Below are 14890 nucleotides of genomic sequence, written 5' to 3' on the forward strand. Positions count from 1 at the left end.
TCATGGTCAAAGGAGCGAATTGTGACTGTCCGGGTTGGCGTAAACGGTTTCGGCCGTATCGGACGTAACTTCTTCAGGGCGGTGGATGCGCAGAAGGCGCTCGGAACCACCGATATCGAGATCGTGGCAGTCAACGACCTGACTGACAATGCGACGCTCGCTCACCTGCTGAAGTACGACTCCATCCTCGGCCGTTTGCCGTACGACGTGTCGCTCGACGGTGACGACACGATCGTTGTCGGCGATCAGCGCATCAAGGCCCTCGCACACCGCGGCCCGTTGAACGAACTTCCCTGGGGCGAGCTGGGCGTCGACGTCGTCGTCGAGTCCACCGGCATCTTCACCGACGCCGCAAAGGCCAAGGGACACCTCGAAGCCGGCGCCAAGAAGGTCATCATCTCGGCTCCGGCCAAGGGTGAAGACATCACCATCGTCATGGGCGTCAACGACGACAAGTACGACGGCAGCCAGAACATCATCTCCAACGCGTCGTGCACCACCAACTGCCTCGGCCCCATCGCCAAGGTTCTCGACGACGAGTTCGGCATCGTCAAGGGTCTGATGACCACGATCCACGCGTACACCCAGGATCAGAACCTGCAGGACGCTCCGCACGCAGACCTCCGTCGCGCCCGCGCAGCCGCCCTCAACATCGTTCCCACCGGCACCGGTGCAGCCAAGGCAATCGGCCTGGTTCTCCCGCAGCTGCTCGGCAAGCTCGACGGCTACGCACTGCGCGTGCCGATCCCCACGGGCTCTGTCACCGACCTCACCGCGAACCTGAAGAAGTCGGCCACCGCCGACGAGATCAACGCCGCGATGAAGGCTGCTGCCGAAGGACCACTCAAGGGCATCCTGAAGTACACCGACGCACCGATCGTCTCTTCGGACATCGTCACCGACCCGCACTCGTCGATCTTCGACTCGGGTCTGACGAAGGTCATCGACGACCAGGTCAAGATCGTTTCCTGGTACGACAACGAGTGGGGCTACTCCAACCGCCTCGCCGACCTCATCGGCCTCGTCGCCAAGTCTCTCTGAGCGGAGTTTCGATAACAGTGGCAGTTCAGACGCTGAAGGATCTGCTGGACGCTGGGGTCGAGGGGCGCACCGTACTGGTGCGTTCCGACCTCAACGTCCCGTTGGATGGCGGAGAAATCACGGACCCGGGCCGCATCGTCGCGTCCGCTCCCACCCTGCGGGCACTTGCCGAGGGTGGAGCGAAGGTCATCGTGACCGCGCACCTCGGGCGCCCCGACGGTCAGCCCGATCCCAAGTTCTCCCTCGCGCCGGTTGCCGCGAAGTTGGCCGAAATCCTCGGTCGCAACGTGCAACTCGCCGGTGACGTCGTGGGACAGGACGCGCTGGCTCGTTCCGAAGGACTCACCGACGGTGACGTCCTGATGCTCGAGAACATCCGTTTCGACCCTCGCGAGACCAGCAAGGACGAAGCCGAGCGGGTCAAGCTCGCCAAGGCTCTCGTCGAGCTGGTCGGTGACGACGGCGCATTCGTCTCCGACGGATTCGGTGTTGTTCACCGCAAGCAGGCGTCGGTCTTCGACGTCGCGAAGCTGCTCCCGCACTACGCGGGTTACCTGGTCGGCGCCGAGGTCGAGGTGCTCGCCAAGCTCACGCAGGACGCAGCGCGTCCGTACGCGGTGGTACTCGGTGGTTCCAAGGTCTCGGACAAGCTGGCTGTCATCGAGGCACTGGCACCGAAGGTCGACACTCTGGTGATCGGCGGCGGAATGTTCTACACGTTCCTCGCGGCTCAGGGTGTGTCCGTGGGCAATTCGCTGTGCGAAGAGTCCATGATCGGGACCTGCAAGGATCTCCTCGACCGGTACGCCGACGTCATCCACATCCCTCAGGATGTTGTTGTCGCGGACTCCTTCTCGGCTGATGCCGAGTCGAAGATCGTTCCGTTCGACGAGATTCCCGACGGCTGGATGGGTCTGGACATCGGACCGAAGTCGGTCAAGCGCTTTGCCGCGATCCTGACCGGCGCCAAGACCGTGTTCTGGAACGGTCCGATGGGCGTGTTCGAGTTCCCGAAGTTCGAGGCAGGCACCCGTGGTGTCGCCGAGGCCATCGTGGAGGCAACCGAGAAGGGCGCCTTCAGCGTCGTCGGTGGTGGCGACTCCGCAGCAGCCGTGCGTCAGCTCGGTATCCCGGACGAGGGCTTCTCGCATATTTCCACCGGTGGTGGCGCTTCCCTCGAGTACCTCGAGGGCAAAGAGCTGCCCGGCATCGCAGTACTGGAAGGCTGATCCGACATGGCACGTAAGCCGTTGATCGCCGGCAACTGGAAGATGAATCTGAACCACCTCGAGGCAATCGCCCTGGTGCAGAAGATCGCTTTCTCCTTGCCTGCGAAGTACTTCGACAAAGTGGACGTCACGGTTATCCCGCCGTTCACCGACATCCGAAGCGTCCAGACGTTGATCGAGGGCGACAAGCTCCTCCTCACCTACGGCGCGCAGGATGTCTCGGCTCAGGACTCGGGTGCGTTCACGGGTGAGATCAGCGGCTCCATGCTGGCCAAACTCGGATGCACCTTCGTCGTGGTCGGTCACTCGGAGCGTCGCACCCTTCACGGTGAGACCAACGAGACCGTCCTCGCGAAGACCAAGGCCGCTCTCAAGAACGCCCTCACGCCGATCGTGTGCATCGGCGAAGGCCTCGAGATCCGCGAAGCGGGCGATCACGTCGCCTACAACGTCGACCAGCTCAAGGGTTCGTTGGCGGGCCTGAGCGCGGAGGAGATCTCCAAGATCGTCATCGCCTACGAGCCTGTTTGGGCCATCGGCACCGGCCGTGTCGCTTCTGCCGCGGATGCACAGGAAGTGTGCGCTGCGGTGCGAGCAACAGTCGCCGAACTTGCCGACGCCGAGGTCGCAGCAGGCGTTCGCGTCCTGTACGGCGGTAGCGTCAGCTCTAAGAACGTCGGAGAGATCGTCGGCCAGACCGACGTCGACGGTGCTCTTGTCGGCGGCGCGTCACTCAAGGCCGACGAGTTCGCAACACTGTCTGCGATCGCTGCAGGCGGTCCACTCCCGTGATGTGATCGGGTGGTGAGCTGAAACTGCAGGACACTGAAACTGCAGGACACTGAAACTGTATGACACTGAAACTGCGGGCGTGTGACTGAGTAGGTCACGCGCCCGCAGTTTTTTGTTCGCGAGTCAGCTCACGAGTTTGGTTTCCAAAGCTCCGACGAGTTCGGGAGCAAGATCCAACCCGGCGGTCAGATAGTTCTCGACGGTCCCGTAGTGGTGGTCCACCTCTTCGAAGGCGGCGCCCAGGTAACTCGCGTCGACGGAAAGCAGCAATCGGATGACCTCGCCCTTGTCTGCATCTGTGGCAGCGGCGATCTTCGCGACTGTTGCATCGATGTACTCGGCCGAGTACGTGTTCGTGAGCAGGTAGTCCGCCGTGATAGTTTCGCGCGGCACACCGGCGAGGGTCTGCAGTAGCGCTGCCGCCCAACCTGTACGGTCCTTGCCCGCCGTGCAGTGGAAGAGTTGCGGCCCGTCGGTGGTCGCCAGGGCGGCGAACAACTGCGAGAATCCGTTCCGAGTGACGGGGTCCGCGACAAAACTGCGATTGATGTTCTGCATGAAAGCTGTTGCAGCGTCAGCTGTTCGGAGAGCCATGGCTTCGGCGTGGATGTTGCCGGACAGGATGGGAATATGGGCGTACATCGCCGGTACTGGCACGATATCGGGAGTTTCATTCGCTTCGGTTTCGGATCGCACGTCGTAGACGGCGGTCAGTCCCAGCGATTCCACGATTGCGAGATCCTCAGGCGAGGGCGTCAGAACGTTTGCGCGGTAGAAGACTCCGCGGCTCATCGCCTGTCCACTGGTTGTGACGTACCCGGGACCGGCCACATCGCGGAAGTTGTGAATCGAAGCCAGACGTGGCGTGTCGGGTAGGGCAGTGTCGGGCAGGGCAGTGTCGGAAAGCATGGAGCGGGCCTTTCGGAGGTAGAGTCGCGTCAACTGAAAAACTACTGAATCGGTATCTTCGACAGTGTGATCGATGCCACTGACCAAGAGTCGTGCCTGGCCGGGTGCAGAGGTGTGCGCAAGGCGGGTATGTGGTCAGGCTATCTGTGCGCGCCTGTATGGTGTTATCGGTTGTAGTTGTCCCTATTGGATTGGTGGACGTAGACAGACATGAAACTGTTCCTGGATATCCTGCTGGTCGTCACCAGCTTGCTCCTCATCGCCTTGGTGCTCTTGCACCGCGGTAAGGGCGGCGGTTTGTCGAGTCTGTTCGGTGGCGGTGTCCAGTCCAGCCTGTCCGGATCGACTGTTGTCGAGAAGAACCTCGACCGGTTGACGGTCTTCACCGCGTTGATCTGGCTCATCTCGATCGTCGGCATCGGCCTGGAGATCAAGTTCGCTTGATTGTCGGCTCGTACAGTCGGTAGTTCTTCACCCACGAATTTCAGACACGGAACCCCGCCTATCGAGCGGGGTTCTTTGTTTCGGTCGATAATTGTGTGATGACTGAAACCGCGTCGCATCGAGAAACACCGCGAGAGGCCACCGAGCCGCTGCGCGAAGACATCCGGCTTCTCGGCGGAATACTCGGACAAATAGTGCGAGAGCAAGCCGGCGACAATGTTTTCGATCTTGTCGAACGGGCCCGTGTCGAATCGTTCCGAGTCCGTCGGTCGGAGATCGACCGCGCAGAACTGGTGTCACTGTTCGCCGAGATCAGTACCGACGACGCCATTCCCGTCATCCGTGCGTTCAGTCACTTCGCGCTGCTCGCCAACCTGGCCGAGGACATCCACCGCGAGCGTCGACGGGCCATCCATGTCAATGCGGGTGAACCGCCCCGAGACAGCACTCTCGCAGCCACGTACACCAAACTCGATGCGGCCGATATCGACTCGGCCACCGTCGAAGAAGCGTTGCGGGGTGCTCTGGTCTCGCCCGTCATCACCGCTCACCCGACGGAGACTCGTCGCCGCACGGTGTTCGAGACGCAGAGTCGGATCACAGAATTGATGCGATACCGCGAACGCACGGCGCTGAGCGTCGCAGAAACCGCTGACGTCGATCTGCAATTACGCCGTCAGATCCTGACCCTGTGGCAGACGGCTCTGATCCGGCTCAGCCGCCTGCGTATCCAGGACGAAATCGAGGTGGGCCTTCGCTACTACGACGCGGCGTTGTTCGAGGTGATTCCGAAGATCAATGCGGAGGTTCGCAAAGCTCTGCGCGCGCGTTGGCCGGAAGCTGGCCTTCTGCCGGAACCGATCCTGAGGCCGGGTTCGTGGATCGGCGGTGACCGGGACGGCAATCCGTATGTGACCGGCGAAATCGTCCAGCGCGCGACTTCGCGCGCTGCGGCAACTGCTCTCGAGCATCATCTGGGGGAACTCGAACATCTCGAGCGTGAACTGTCGATGTCGGCGCGGTTGGTGTCCGTCACACCCGAACTCGATCTGCTGGCGTCCACTTCCGGCGACGATTCGGCATTCCGGGCTGACGAGCCGTACCGTCGCGCGATTCGCGGTATCCGTGGGCGATTGAGCGCCACCGCACTGTCGGTGCTGGGGGAGTTGCCCGCTCACGGTTCCGATGACGGTCTCGAGGCGTACACCGATCCGGCACAACTACAGCGAGATCTCGGAATCATCGACACCTCGCTGCGTCGTTTCGGCGACGAGACCATTGCCGACGATCGACTCGATCGGCTCCGAGAAGCGGTGGAGGTGTTCGGCTTTCACCTGTCCGGTCTGGACATGCGGCAGAACTCCGAGGTACACGAAAGCGTCGTCGCAGAACTTCTGGCGTGGGCCGGAGTTCACCCGGACTACGCGTCCTTGCCGGAAGCCGAGCGAGTGGAATTGTTGTCGGCCGAGCTGACCACGAGGCGACCGCTGACTTCGCCGGACGCCGAGTTCAGTGAATTGACCACCAAGGAACTGGCCATCATGGCGGCCGGCGCGAAGGCAGTGCGGGTTCTCGGAGCGGGTGCGGTACCCAACTACATCATCAGCATGTGTACCTCGGTCAGTGACATGCTCGAAGCCGCAGTACTGCTCAAAGAGGTCGGGGTGCTCGATCCCGGCGTCGGCAGCGAACCCTCCTGCCCGATCGGCATCGTTCCGTTGTTCGAGACGATCGAGGATCTGCAGGGCGGCGCCGACACACTGCTGGCGACGCTCGACATCCCGATCTACCGCGCGATCGTGCGGTCCCGCGGTGACAGTCAAGAAGTGATGCTCGGGTACTCCGACTCCAACAAGGACGGTGGCTATCTAGCTGCCAACTGGGCGCTGTACCGTGCCGAGCTCGACCTTGTCGATGCCGCGCGTAAGAGCGGAATCAGATTGCGACTCTTCCACGGCCGCGGCGGAACGGTCGGACGTGGCGGCGGACCGAGCTACGAAGCGATTCTGGCTCAGCCTCCCGGTGCAGTCGCTGGTTCTTTGCGAATCACCGAGCAGGGTGAGGTGATTGCCGCCAAGTACGCCGAACCGCGCCTGGCGCATCGCAACCTCGAAACACTGATCGCAGCGACTATCGAGTCGACCTTGCTCGACGTCGAAGGTCTCGGCAGCGATGCTGATGCGGCCTACGCGGTGTTGGACGAGCTTGCTGCCCTCGCCCGCACCGCATACAGCGAACTGGTGCACGACACACCAGGATTCGTGCAGTACTTCGAAGCGTCCACACCGGTCGCCGAGATCGGGGCACTCAACATCGGCTCTCGCCCGGCCTCTCGCAAGCAGACCAAGGCGATCTCCGACCTGCGTGCAATTCCCTGGGTGCTCTCGTGGAGTCAGTCTCGCGTGATGCTTCCGGGTTGGTACGGCACCGGCGCCGCGTTCGAACGATGGATCGACGGAGACGACAGTCGGCTTGCCACGTTGACGGCCCTGTACGAGAAGTGGCCGTTCTTCCGAACCGTGCTCTCGAACATGGCCATGGTGATGTCGAAGTCGGATCTCGGTTTGGCGGCCCGCTACGCGGACCTCGTACCCGACGCCGAATTACGCGATCGAGTCTTCGGAATGATCACCGACGAGCACGAACGCACAATTCGCATGTACAAGGCAATCACGGGAAACGAGAACCTCTTCGCCGACAACTCGGGCCTCGAGCGTTCGGTCCACAACCGGTTCCCGTACCTCGAACCTCTCAACCATCTACAGGTCGAGCTGATCCGTCGATATCGTTCCGGCGACGAGAGCGATCAGGTGCGTCGGGGTATCCAGCTGACGATGAACGGCCTGGCCACTGCGCTTCGTAACAGTGGCTAGGTAACAGCGGCTGGTTCTGCAGGTTTACCAGGGTGTGCGTGCGGCGACTCTAGAGCTGTCGCACGCACACCCAACGCTGCGCACCGGACCGAACGGGGACCGCAGTGGATCTGCAATTGGACGGACGAACTGCCGTGGTTACCGGCGCGGGAAAAGGTATCGGGTTGGCGATCACTCGGGCCTTGGTGGCCGAGGGAGTCCACGTCGTCGCGGGCTCGCGGACGCTCTCGCCGGAACTCGAATCGCTGCAGTCCGGCGGCGCCGTCACCTTTGTCGGCGTCGACCTCGCGAGTGTCGAAGGATCTACCCGACTGCTCGAGGTTGCAGCAGCGAGGGGCGGCGTCGACATCTTGGTCAACAACGTCGGCGCCGTCACTCCGAGAACGAGCGGCTTCGCGGCTATCACGGACGAAGAGTGGGCGTCGTCGTTCAGTCTGACGTTCTTGTCGGCTGTACGCACTGTTCGCGCTGCGCTGCCGGAGTTGATCCGCCGAGGTGGCGGGAGCATCGTGACGATCAGTTCGGTCAACGCATTCTTGCCTGACCCCACGGTGATCGACTACAGCGCCGCCAAAGCGGCGTTGACCAACTTCTCGAAGTCGTTGTCGAAAGAACTGGGCGGGAAGGGGATCCGCGTCAATACCGTCAGCCCTGGTCCGGTGCAGACGGAGTTGTGGCTCGGCAAGCACGGAGTGGCCTCGACGCTGGCGAAGGCGAATGGTTCAGCCGCCGACGATATCGTCGAAAGTGCGGCCGCCGGCGCCGAGACGGGCCGCTTCACCTTTCCCGAAGAGGTGGCGGACCTGGTGTTGTTCCTCGCCAGCGATCGCGCGGGGAACGTGACGGGCGCGGATTTCGTGATCGACGGCGGTCTGATCAAGACCTTGTGATCATTGCTGCCTGAAACCTGATCATGTGCGCGACGGACGACGACATGATGCACAGGATCACTGCGGACGCGATGACCACCCACAGTCCCCACCCGATGGACGGCCCGGCGGTGTGCCCTGCGACCTCAGTACTACGTCGCACAATGGACGCGGCGTTTCCGACGGCAACGATCAAGACGGCGATTCCCACCAGCGGTCCCGTGCAGTGATTCTTCATCTCGGGCGTGACGTCCCGAACCATGAGGGTGATCAGCGCGGTTACCGCGCCCAGAGCGAGGACGAGTGTGATCACTCCGCATTCGTCGATACCACTGTGGTCGAGGGCGGAGGACGACGTCCACGGGCCGAGGCTTCCGGCGACGATCCCGGCGCACGCCCACAGCGATCCGATGAGGCTAGGTCCGAAACGGTCGGGCATGAGGGAGGGAATCGTGCGGGTCGACAGCGGCTGAAACCCGAAGGCGCGTTGGTGATCCGGCTGATTGGGTGTGAACGTCACGCGACGGACCACCTTTCCTCCGCGCCGTCGTGGCGCCCAATCCAATGCTTTTTCGGAGTCTAGGGCCGCCCACTTCACTTTTTGCCGAATCGAGCGAAATTGATCGAACCGGCAGTACCAGTCAGTGCACGAAGTCCAGAGCTTCCTTGATCCACGCATTGAACTCGACGTTCGAACTCGTACCGGTTGGGTCGACGACGATCCATCCCTTGCTCATCGGCTTACCCCGCATCTCGGGCCAACTTGCACCCTTGTGCGTCAGGAGTTCGTCAACTCGATCGGGGTCACACCGAACCATGATGTTGCCGTGTGAGTTCGCACTGGCGGCCAGCTTCCCGTTCACCATGAAGCTCAGCCCACCGAACATCTTTACTTCTTCGACGTCGCTCTCGCCCGAGAGCGCATCGCGGATACGCTCAGCCAGCGCCTTGTCGTATGCCATGGAGGCCTCCTGGGGTGGAGTTCCAGGTTAGATCAGGTGGCGCAGGTACGTCTGCGGGTCGTGAAGGAACCGCTGCCAGTTCGAGACCAGATCGAGGTCCTCCCAGCTCGCGGCTCGGATTCCCCATTCGCCGATCTCGAGCAGATTGGCGTTCGGCAGTGCCGCGATGATCGGCGAGTGCGTCGCGATCACCGCCTGCGCGCCGGATTCCACCAGCTCACCGAGCAGCGCGACCAGCGTCAAGGTCCCTTGGAAGGAGAGTGCGGCATCGGGTTCGTCGATGAGATAGAAGCCGCCGTCGGAGGTCCTCGACGACAAGATCTCGAGCAGCGCCTCACCGTGGGAAAGGTGATGGTAAAGCGGTTCAGGTCGCCTGGGGTTGGGGTTCTCCTCCAAATACGTGTACAACCCGTGCAAGGTTTCGTCTCGGAGGTAGTACGCCCACTTCGACGCGCCGGGGCTCCGCTCGACCACAAGGTCGAGGCCGCTCGGTTCACTCGATCTGGTCTGATATCGCGTATTGGTAGACCCGCCTTCGGCATTGAGACCGAGAACGGCGGCAAGAATTTCGATGACGGTCGACTTACCGGCTCCGTTTTCGCCGACCAAAATCGTGACACCTGGTGGAAGTTCGAGACCGAACTGAACGATCTGCGCGACCGCAGGCACCGTCATCGGCCAGCTGCCTACGTCAGCGCCCGACGATGGCCCGGCCTTGATGCGTCGGATGGGTTGTCTCTGCACGGCCATACGCTCTCACAAGGCTCCGACGGGAACTGAGGTTAGTGGCGCTGCGCGAGCAATTCGACGATTCGAGCCACGAGATCGAGGGGGATCGGTTTGTTCAGCGGGAACTTCACGGTTGATTTCGCAGCCCGGTACGGGTCGACGGACTTCTCGAACTCTGCGTCACCTGCCGGGAGTGGGTACATCGAGATGTGGTGTTTCCAGCCTGCGAAGTGAACCAGGTTCTTCCCATTCACCGTCATGGTCGGCATCCGATAGCTGATGGTCTCATCGAGGCCGGGAACAGTGCTGTGGATCGTCTCGCGGATGCTTTCGAGGGCTGGTTGCACGCTGGTGGGAAACGACGCGATGTATTCGTCGATCGTCGCGAATTCGGCCATGAACAGATCCTAATCGCGCTCCGACTCCCACTGGCGGCGACTTGGGGGACAAATGAGACCATTAGGTATGAAAAATCTGGAACCTTGGGAGTTCGCCGGCATGCTCACGCATCTGCGCGCCTACCTGACCAACGCAAGGCGCTTTCTGCGGGGGTGGTCTTACCGCGAGGTAGACGGCTCGTCGGAAGATCGTTGACTAGTCACGCTCAGCGTTGGTAATGCCAAAAATCGGGGCGGCTCCCGTCGGCGTCGGTGAACCCGTAGTCGGTTCCGAGTTCGCCGGAACTGACAGATCGCTGATTCCATCGCTTCCGGTTCGGATCGGCGGCGAGGGCCGTGATCGCACGTCCGACAAATCTCGGTGACTCGGAGCGTGCGAAATCCGGTGGCGCAGTCGGACCATTACGATTCGGCAACAAAGCGTCACGCCAATTCGATTCACGGACACCAAAATTGTCGAGCATCATCTCCGATCGCAGGAACCCCGGAGTGATGGCGACGGCAGTACATCCGAACGGAGCCAATTCGTGGCCTTGCGAAAAGGCGAGTCGGTTCACGGAAACTTTTGCCAAGTCGTAGAACACCGAGATGCGATAGTTCGACGCGTTGTATTCCGTAGTTCCGTCGGTTATTTCGGCGACCAGTCCACCAGGTCGATCGATCATCAGCGGCAGGATGTGATGCGACGTGGTGATGTGGGTGTCGATCGCCAGGCGCAAGATGTGAAAGCCCCTGTCCAGATCGTGTTCCCATACCGGCGTGTTCCACTCCGCGGGCCCACCCTTGAGCAACTCTGCGCCCCAGATGTCGTTGACCAAGATGTCGATATGTCTGTAGTCGGCGCGCAAGCGTTCGGCAAGATCAGCCACTTGTTTGCTCTTGAGGTGATCGACAGCAATCGGCACTCCGACGCCGCCCAGCGCGGTGACAAGTTCCGCAGTCTCTTCGATGGTCTCGCCGCGCGGGTAGTCCGACTGAAGTATCCCGGCAGATGTGCTCCGACCAGTGCAGATGACAGTTGCACCCGCCTCGCCCAAGGCTGCGGCGATTCCTCGTCCGGCGCCCCTCGTCGCCCCGGCAACAACAGCTACTCGCCCGCGAAGAGCGTCCGGATTCGGGGTCCACGACATTGTTCGATTGTTCTCGCCCGGATTGCTTCGTTCAAGAGCGACGGCGATCTGCGGAACCGAACCTTGATCCGCGGCGTCCAAGGTAATAATTGCTCGGGGGAGCGAAACAGGGGGAGAGATGAATCGTTGTGTCGGGCAGAGTGCCAGTTGGAGGAACGGGATCTCGGGATTGAGTTCCGTTCCGTCAAAAGGAAATTCGCATCTGATCCGGAGTCGGCGGGTAATCGAAACTCGCCCCAGTGAGAAAGTTGTCGACCTTCCACCAGTCCGGGAATCGCCCGAAGACGATTCCCGGCCGGTGTGAAAACCAGATCTGTGAAATCAGATCACGGAAGCTGCGAGGCAGCGTCTGTATCGAGGAACCAACGTGTCGCAACCAAACCGGTGGCTCCGGCGGACGGCCAGTCCTCGGCCGAGGCACCACCAACGGCTTCGGCAACAGCCTCGGCCTTTGCTGCGCCGGAGACGAGCAACCAGACCTCTTTGGCACGCCGAACAGCGGGCAACGTCAGCGTGATGCGAACTGGTGGCGGCTTGGGGGAATCCGTTACCGCGACAACGAACCGCGCTTCTTCTCGAACTGCGTCGGTGTGCGGGAACAACGAGTTGACGTGTCCTTCGCCGCCCATGCCGAGCAGGTGCACGTCGAAGGTCGGAACCTGATTGCCGTGAGCCTGAGCGCCCAGCAGTTGTTCGTACGCCGTCGCCGCACCGTGGGGATCATCGTCGTAGATACCGTCGGACGCGGCCATCGCATGTACCCGGTCGGGATCGACCGATACATGATCGAGGAGCGCCTCACGTGCCTGCACTTCGTTCCGTTCGGGATCGCCGGACGGCAGGAACCGCTCGTCGCCCCAGTACAGATCGATCTGAGACCAGTCGATGTCGCCGGGAGCATTCCGCAACTTCTCGAGAAGTGCAATGCCGGTTCCGCCACCGGTCAGAACGATGGACGCGACTCCTCGAGCCTTCTGAGCCTCGACGATGGTCGTGACCAGGCGTGCGGCAGCAGCATCGACCAGTTGGCCGGCGTCGGAAAACTTCTCTACGACAACATCACTCATAGGTCACCTTCTCCAATCCAGCCAGAGCTTCCTCGTAGATCTCGTCGGGATCGAGTCGACGCAATTCCTCGGCGAGGCAATCGCGTGTCTCTCGGCGACCCAGAGAAACCAGCGCGTCGGGCTGACCGGTACGGATCAACGTCGCAGTCGTACCCTCCTGCGGGCGACTGATGGAAATGCTGCGGGTCTCGAGCTTCAACTCGACCGTCAGCTCACCCGTACGCCGAATGACCGGACCGTCGATCTTGGCCGCCAGCCAACCGGCGAGAATATCCAGTGCCGGTTCGGTTTTGAGACCGGAGACCACTGCGGAGGTGATCTTCTCGTGCGGCGGTTGATCGAGAGCCGACGCAAGCAGCGCGCGCCAGTAGGTGACGCGACTCCAGGCGAGATCGGTATCACCGGCGGTGTACGACGCGAGTCGCCCCTTGATGGTGGCCGTCGGATCGGGGGCACCGGTGGCATCGGTGATGCGCCGTATCGCGAGCCTCCCGACGGGGTCCTTCGCCGGAATCTCGGGTGCCTCGAGGGGCCACCACGCGACTACCGGGGTGTCGGGGAGCAGGAACGGGATGACGACGCTGCTCTCGTGATCCGCCAGCGGACCGTAGAGACGCAGGACCACGACCTCCGAGGCGCCGGCGTCGCCGCCGACACGGATCTGAGCATCGAGCCGAGGCTCACTCTGCTCGTCACCACGCAGAAGCACGATGACGCGGCAAGGGTGCTCGCGGCTGGCTTCGTTGGCGGCCTCGATGGCTTCCTCGGCGTTCCCGGTGTCCCTGGTGCAGACGACGAGCGTCAACACTCGCCCCAAGGTGACAGCGCCGCCGGTCTTACGCACCTCGACCAGTTTCTTGCTGACCTGGACCGTGGTGGTGGACGGCAAATCGAGAATCACTAGGGTCGCCTCCATTCGCGTCCGGTGCGTTGCATCATTTCGTCCGCAGACGGTGGTCCCCACGTTCCGGCCTCGTAGGGTTCCGGCTTACCGCCGGCAGCCCAGTGAGCGAGGACGGGATCGAGTATTTCCCAAGATAATTCAACTTCGGCATTCACCGGGAAGAGAGACGGCTCGCCGAGCAACACGTCGAGAATGAGTCGCTCGTACGCCTCCGGTGATGATTCGGTGAAAGCCTGACCGTACGAGAAGTCCATGTTGACGTCACGGACTTCCATGCTCGATCCGGGAACCTTCGAGCCGAACCGCATGGTGACGCCCTCGTCGGGCTGCACGCGGATGACCAGAGCGTTCTGGCCGAGGTCTTCGGTCATCGTCTTGTCGAACGGCAGGTGCGGTGCACGTTTGAACACCACTGCGATCTCGGTGACGCGACGGCCTAGTCGTTTGCCGGTACGCAGGTAGAACGGCACACCCGCCCAGCGGCGGGTGTCGACCTCGAGGGTGATGGCGGCAAAGGTCTCCGTGATGGAGTCCGCTGCGAAGCCGTCTTCTTCGAGGAGCCCGACCACCGGCAGCCCACCCTGCCAGCCGCCCGCGTACTGGCCGCGGGCGGTGGTCTCGTCGAGGGGTTCTGCGAGGCGAGTGGCGGAGAGGACCTTGATCTTCTCCGCCTGCAGGTTCAATGGCTCGAAGCTGATGGGTTCTTCCATCGCCGTGAACGCGAGCAGTTGCAGCAGGTGATTCTGGATCACGTCGCGGGCCGCGCCGATGCCGTCGTAGTATCCGGCGCGTCCGCCGAGCCCGATGTCCTCGGCCATCGTGATCTGAACGTGGTCGACGTAGTGAGCGTTCCAGATCGGATCGAACAACTGGTTCGCGAAGCGCAGAGCCAGGATGTTCTGGACCGTTTCCTTGCCGAGATAGTGGTCGATACGGAAGACCGTGTCCTCGGGGAACACCTTGTTGACGACTGCGTTCAGTTCGCGGGCGCTCGCGAGGTCGTGACCGAACGGCTTCTCGATGACAACGCGTCGCCACTGACCGTCCTCGGCCTGCGCGAGGCCGGAAGCGGACAGCTGTTCGAGGACCTGAGGGAATGCGTTTGGCGGAATCGCGAGGTAGAAGCCGTGATTGCCGCCGATGCCACGCTCGTTGTCGAGCGTCGCCAACGTGTCGGACAGGTTCTGGAAGGCCTCGGCCTCGTCGAAACTGCCCTCCACGAACCGGATGCCTTCGGCGAGCCGCTCCCACACGTCCTGACGGAACTTGGTGCGAGCACCGTCCTTGACTGCTTCGAGGACGACGTTCGTGAAGTCCTCGTCCGTCCAGTCACGCCGGGCGAACCCGACCAGAGCGAATCCGGGCGGCAACAGTCCACGGTTGGCGAGGTCGTAGATGGCGGGCATGAGCTTGCGCCTGGCAAGGTCGCCGGTAACACCGAAAATCACCAGGGCGCAGGGCCCCGCAATGTGCGGAAGCCGTTTGTCGGTGCTGTCCCGAAGGGGATTCACCCAATCTGATGCCGCCGCGGAATCGCTCACAG

Annotated in this window: 16 protein-coding genes; 7 read left to right on the forward strand and 9 right to left on the reverse strand. The window is 62.1% G+C overall.

All coding sequences use genetic code 11. The annotated features are described in order from the left end of the window. Positions 1 to 21 precede the first annotated feature (21 nt). Genes gap through tpiA form a run of 3 tightly spaced genes read left to right on the forward strand, consistent with a single transcriptional unit; the run spans position 22 to position 3062 of the window. Positions 22 to 1041, forward strand: coding sequence for a type I glyceraldehyde-3-phosphate dehydrogenase (gap, locus tag R4P65_RS21050; protein ID WP_003944851.1), 1020 nt, complete (start codon positions 22 to 24; stop codon positions 1039 to 1041). 17 nt (positions 1042 to 1058) lie between these two features. Then, entirely contained in the window at positions 1059 to 2270 is a 1212-nt protein-coding gene (locus tag R4P65_RS21055; RefSeq protein ID WP_317827977.1) for a phosphoglycerate kinase, read from the forward strand. Between the two features lie 6 nt (positions 2271 to 2276). Next, positions 2277 to 3062 carry a triose-phosphate isomerase gene (tpiA, locus tag R4P65_RS21060; RefSeq protein WP_317827978.1) on the forward strand — a complete coding sequence of 262 codons (786 nt, stop codon included), beginning with the start codon at positions 2277 to 2279 and terminating at the stop codon, positions 3060 to 3062. A gap of 123 nt (positions 3063 to 3185) precedes the next feature. Here tpiA and R4P65_RS21065 read toward each other — a convergent pair whose 3' ends face one another. Next, on the reverse strand, positions 3186 to 3971 hold the full coding sequence (locus R4P65_RS21065) for a tyrosine-protein phosphatase (RefSeq protein ID WP_317827979.1): 786 nt from the start codon (positions 3969 to 3971) through the stop codon (positions 3186 to 3188). A 210-nt stretch (positions 3972 to 4181) separates the two neighbouring features. On the opposite strand from R4P65_RS21065, the gene secG reads away from it, so the two are divergent. The 3 genes from secG (at position 4182) to R4P65_RS21080 (ending at position 8178) form a co-directional block, all read left to right on the forward strand. Beyond that, the gene (gene secG / locus R4P65_RS21070) at positions 4182 to 4415 is read left to right on the forward strand and encodes a preprotein translocase subunit SecG (protein WP_095970190.1); all 234 of its coding nucleotides are present in this window, start codon (positions 4182 to 4184) and stop codon (positions 4413 to 4415) included. A 98-nt stretch (positions 4416 to 4513) separates the two neighbouring features. Then, entirely contained in the window at positions 4514 to 7288 is a 2775-nt protein-coding gene (gene ppc, locus R4P65_RS21075; protein WP_317827980.1) for a phosphoenolpyruvate carboxylase, read from the forward strand. Positions 7289 to 7392: 104 nt separating this feature from the next. Next, positions 7393 to 8178: an oxidoreductase gene (locus R4P65_RS21080; protein WP_060938549.1), complete on the forward strand. Its 786-nt coding sequence runs from the start codon at positions 7393 to 7395 to the stop codon at positions 8176 to 8178. Here R4P65_RS21080 and R4P65_RS21085 read toward each other — a convergent pair. The 4 genes from R4P65_RS21085 to R4P65_RS21100 form a co-directional block, all read right to left on the reverse strand. Continuing rightward, positions 8165 to 8677: a hypothetical protein gene (locus R4P65_RS21085; RefSeq protein WP_317827981.1), complete on the reverse strand. Its 513-nt coding sequence runs from the start codon at positions 8675 to 8677 to the stop codon at positions 8165 to 8167. The two genes, R4P65_RS21080 and R4P65_RS21085, sit on opposite strands and share 14 nt — an antisense overlap. Before the next feature lie 121 nt (positions 8678 to 8798). Beyond that, on the reverse strand, positions 8799 to 9119 hold the full coding sequence (locus tag R4P65_RS21090; RefSeq protein ID WP_317827982.1) for a TfoX/Sxy family protein: 321 nt from the start codon (positions 9117 to 9119) through the stop codon (positions 8799 to 8801). 27 nt (positions 9120 to 9146) lie between these two features. Continuing rightward, positions 9147 to 9869 carry an AAA family ATPase gene (locus R4P65_RS21095; RefSeq protein WP_317827983.1) on the reverse strand — a complete coding sequence of 241 codons (723 nt, stop codon included), beginning with the start codon at positions 9867 to 9869 and terminating at the stop codon, positions 9147 to 9149. Between the two features lie 32 nt (positions 9870 to 9901). Beyond that, positions 9902 to 10246, reverse strand: coding sequence for an iron chaperone (locus R4P65_RS21100; RefSeq protein ID WP_317827984.1), 345 nt, complete (start codon positions 10244 to 10246; stop codon positions 9902 to 9904). 67 nt (positions 10247 to 10313) lie between these two features. Between R4P65_RS21100 and R4P65_RS21105 the strand changes: the two genes are divergently transcribed. Further along, entirely contained in the window at positions 10314 to 10442 is a 129-nt protein-coding gene (locus R4P65_RS21105) for a hypothetical protein (RefSeq protein WP_003944934.1), read from the forward strand. A gap of 10 nt (positions 10443 to 10452) precedes the next feature. Here R4P65_RS21105 and R4P65_RS21110 read toward each other — a convergent pair whose 3' ends face one another. The 4 genes from R4P65_RS21110 to zwf form a co-directional block, all read right to left on the reverse strand. Next, entirely contained in the window at positions 10453 to 11376 is a 924-nt protein-coding gene (locus R4P65_RS21110) for an SDR family oxidoreductase (protein ID WP_317827985.1), read from the reverse strand. 326 nt (positions 11377 to 11702) lie between these two features. Continuing rightward, positions 11703 to 12443, reverse strand: a complete 741-nt coding sequence (gene pgl / locus R4P65_RS21115) for a 6-phosphogluconolactonase (protein ID WP_317827986.1) — start codon at positions 12441 to 12443, stop codon at positions 11703 to 11705. After that, a complete protein-coding gene (opcA, locus tag R4P65_RS21120) occupies positions 12436 to 13344 on the reverse strand; it encodes a glucose-6-phosphate dehydrogenase assembly protein OpcA (protein WP_095970270.1) in 909 nt (302 codons plus the stop codon). Before opcA ends, pgl begins: the two co-directional genes overlap by 8 nt. After that, positions 13344 to 14888 (reverse strand): glucose-6-phosphate dehydrogenase, encoded by a 1545-nt coding sequence (gene zwf / locus R4P65_RS21125; protein ID WP_230815570.1) that lies wholly within the window; start codon positions 14886 to 14888, stop codon positions 13344 to 13346. The genes opcA and zwf overlap by 1 nt, the downstream gene beginning before the upstream one ends. Between the last annotated feature and the right edge of the window lie 2 nt (positions 14889 to 14890).

Origin of the sequence: Rhodococcus sp. IEGM 1318 (assembly GCF_033142465.1) — a bacterium.
Taxonomy (GTDB): domain Bacteria; phylum Actinomycetota; class Actinomycetes; order Mycobacteriales; family Mycobacteriaceae; genus Rhodococcus_F; species Rhodococcus_F qingshengii_B.

Excerpts from the sequence above, each read along its gene's own strand:
- tpiA (WP_317827978.1), top strand. The coding sequence starts at position 2,277 with ATGGCACGTAAGCCGTTGATCGCCGGCAACTGGAAGATGAATCTGAAC.
- R4P65_RS21065 (WP_317827979.1), bottom strand. The coding sequence starts at position 3,971 with ATGCTTTCCGACACTGCCCTGCCCGACACTGCCCTACCCGACACGCCA.
- secG (WP_095970190.1), top strand. The coding sequence starts at position 4,182 with ATGAAACTGTTCCTGGATATCCTGCTGGTCGTCACCAGCTTGCTCCTC.
- ppc (WP_317827980.1), top strand. The coding sequence starts at position 4,514 with ATGACTGAAACCGCGTCGCATCGAGAAACACCGCGAGAGGCCACCGAG.
- R4P65_RS21090 (WP_317827982.1), bottom strand. The coding sequence starts at position 9,119 with ATGGCATACGACAAGGCGCTGGCTGAGCGTATCCGCGATGCGCTCTCG.
- R4P65_RS21095 (WP_317827983.1), bottom strand. The coding sequence starts at position 9,869 with ATGGCCGTGCAGAGACAACCCATCCGACGCATCAAGGCCGGGCCATCG.
- R4P65_RS21100 (WP_317827984.1), bottom strand. The coding sequence starts at position 10,246 with ATGGCCGAATTCGCGACGATCGACGAATACATCGCGTCGTTTCCCACC.
- R4P65_RS21105 (WP_003944934.1), top strand. The coding sequence starts at position 10,314 with ATGAAAAATCTGGAACCTTGGGAGTTCGCCGGCATGCTCACGCATCTG.
- R4P65_RS21110 (WP_317827985.1), bottom strand. The coding sequence starts at position 11,376 with ATGTCGTGGACCCCGAATCCGGACGCTCTTCGCGGGCGAGTAGCTGTT.
- pgl (WP_317827986.1), bottom strand. The coding sequence starts at position 12,443 with ATGAGTGATGTTGTCGTAGAGAAGTTTTCCGACGCCGGCCAACTGGTC.